This window comes from Moorena sp. SIO3I6, from assembly GCF_010672095.1.
Genome location: NZ_JAAHHU010000714.1, coordinates 1 through 2,381, shown reverse-complemented (window position 1 = coordinate 2,381; position 2,381 = coordinate 1). Strand labels below are relative to the sequence as shown.

Sequence of the window (2,381 nt, the reverse complement as noted above, 5' to 3'; positions counted from 1 at the left end):
AAAAGGCTTGAAAGCCTTGTCGGGTATGCCTTCTGCCTTCATGCAGCCAGCCCTATTTATTTCCTATTCATAATTCCTAAAATTTGTCAAGTTTTTTGTAAAGAAATATGTTTATAAAGCATAGCTTATTAAGGGGGGTTAGGAGGGATCCCTTTTCTGACTTCCCGACTCCCGACTCCCGACTCCCGACTCCCATTAACCCTGCAACTGTCTACCTGACCGATTTGAGAAATGCTAGATCATACCGGTGGTCGGCACACTACTCCCAGACAAAACCCATGCCAATCATCTAGTCCAATGGCATGAGCTGCTTCTTGATTGACCTTTGTAGGTTTCTGCTGAACACTTAACTTTCTAAACTTGATATAAGCCAACAATTAACAGCCGACAACCAAAGAGAGGTCTTCTGTCTGATGGAGTTATACAAACCTGGGCTTGTCCCTGACGATCCCTTGACAAAGAGAAAACGGTTTAACCAAGCCTCCCTAGGTTTAGTCTCTACTCTAAGTTTTCCAGTAATTGTTAGTACTGCTGACGCCATGCTCAAGTCAGCAGAAGTTACCCTTGTGGGTTATGAAAAAACTGGTAGTGGTCACTGCACTGCCATTGTGCGGGGAGCGATCGCTGAGGTGCGAATTGCTGTCGAATCGGGTAAGGATTATGCTCAACGAGAGGGTGAGTTGCTCTCCTCGACAATCATTGCGCGACCACTTCCCAACCTGGAAGTGATATTTCCCATCGGTGTTCACCTACTCGATCAAGTTAACCAAAATCATCGTAGCCGGGTCAGTAATCATGCCCTAGGTCTTTTAGAAACCAGGGGATTGCCAGCAATGGTTGGGGCCTCGGATGCCATGCTCAAAGCTGCCAATGTACAGCTTACTGCCTACGAAACCATTGGGGCGGGTTTATGTACTGCCATTATTCGGGGTCGTGTGGCAGATGTAGCAGTTGCTTTACAAGTTGGAATGGCTGAAGCCCAGCGTATTGGTGAACTAACCGCTGTGACAGTGATTCCTAGACCTCTTGAAGATTTAGAGAAAAGCTTGCCAGTAGCGAGTTGCCTGATCGAGGAGCAACCACAACCGTTGAGAATACCAGTTAAGGTAAAGGAAGCAGAAAAAGAGCTTGTAGAACTACCAGATTTAAGAAACTTACCCATACGTACCAAAGATTCATAATAGCTACCATGGAAAAAAGTCCACCATGAACACCATGAAATTCCCTTTTCCCCATTTCCCACTCCCTACTCCTGACTTTCAAGACTGTCAAAGACTAAGATCTATATCCTCATAGGAGTAATATCATTGAAGCAAGCCACATTGCATCAGTTAAGGGTCTTTGAAGCAGTCGCTCGGCACCACAGCTTTACACGAGCTGCAGAAGAACTGTTTCTCACCCAACCCACTGTCTCTATGCAGGTGAAGCAGCTAACCAAAGTTGTTGGTATGCCTCTGTTTGACCAGGTAGGTAAGCGAATCTACCTGACCCAGGTTGGTGAGGCACTAGTTAAAACCTGCCGCGATATCTTTGAGAATTTAGACCAGTTTGAGATGAAAGTGGCAGATCTCAAAGGTTTAAAACAGGGGCGTCTGCGCTTAGCAGTGATTACAACTGCGAAATATTTTATTCCTCGTTTACTAGGTCCGTTTTGCCAGCGTTATCCAGGCATTGATATTTCTCTCCAAGTCACCAACCACGAATACATCCTTGGTCGTCTCAGTGAGAATCTAGATGACTTATACATTATGAGTCAGCTTCCGGAAAACCAGGAGACCTGCTATAAACCAGTGCAAGAAAACCCCCTGGTTGTGATCGCACGGGTCGATCATCCTCTAGCTCAGGAAAAAAATATCCCCCTTAAACGTCTAGCTCAAGAAACCTTTATTATGAGGGAGCCTGGTTCGGGAACACGCAAAGCTGTACAAAAACTATTCGATTACCACCAGATTTCACCAAAGGTGCGGCTGGATTTGGGGAGTAATGAGGCAATTAAGCAAGCGATCGCAGGGGGTTTAGGAATTTCTGTATTATCTCGTCATACCTTAGTTATGGAAGGGGTTAACTCTGAGCTGGTGGTTTTGGATGTAGAACACTTTCCGATCGAGCGTTACTGGTATGCTGTCTATCCGCGTAGCAAACAACTATCGATTGTTGCTGGTACTTTTCTAGATTATCTATTGACTTCAGAGCCACTGATTTGCCAAAAATAAGATTGGTCAATAGCTCAAGCAAACCAGCTGTATCCTCCTTTTGACGGAACAGCTGGCTATTGTGCTTTTGTGCAAAGCTACTATTGCTCAATTCGTTGACGCGCGATTTATTAAGATTTATTCAAATAATTTTGAGCTTGCTTGATAGCGATCGCACCAATATTGTAA

Annotated in this window: 3 protein-coding genes; all 3 read left to right on the top strand. The window is 44.8% G+C overall.

Annotated features, from left to right (window positions below; translation table 11 throughout):
• Window positions 1–107: 107 nt before the first annotated feature.
• The 3 genes from F6K49_RS41720 to F6K49_RS41710 all read left to right on the top strand — a co-directional run bounded on the left by F6K49_RS41720 (window position 108) and on the right by F6K49_RS41710 (window position 2,213).
• Window positions 108–293 carry a hypothetical protein gene (locus tag F6K49_RS41720; protein WP_293107104.1) on the top strand — a complete coding sequence of 62 codons (186 nt, stop codon included), beginning with the start codon at window positions 108–110 and terminating at the stop codon, window positions 291–293.
• A gap of 120 nt (window positions 294–413) precedes the next feature.
• Complete coding sequence (locus tag F6K49_RS41715) at window positions 414–1,181, top strand: BMC domain-containing protein (protein WP_075896843.1); 768 nt, start codon at window positions 414–416, stop codon at window positions 1,179–1,181.
• A gap of 126 nt (window positions 1,182–1,307) precedes the next feature.
• On the top strand, window positions 1,308–2,213 hold the full coding sequence (locus F6K49_RS41710; protein WP_075896845.1) for a LysR family transcriptional regulator: 906 nt from the start codon (window positions 1,308–1,310) through the stop codon (window positions 2,211–2,213).
• Window positions 2,214–2,381 lie beyond the last annotated feature (168 nt).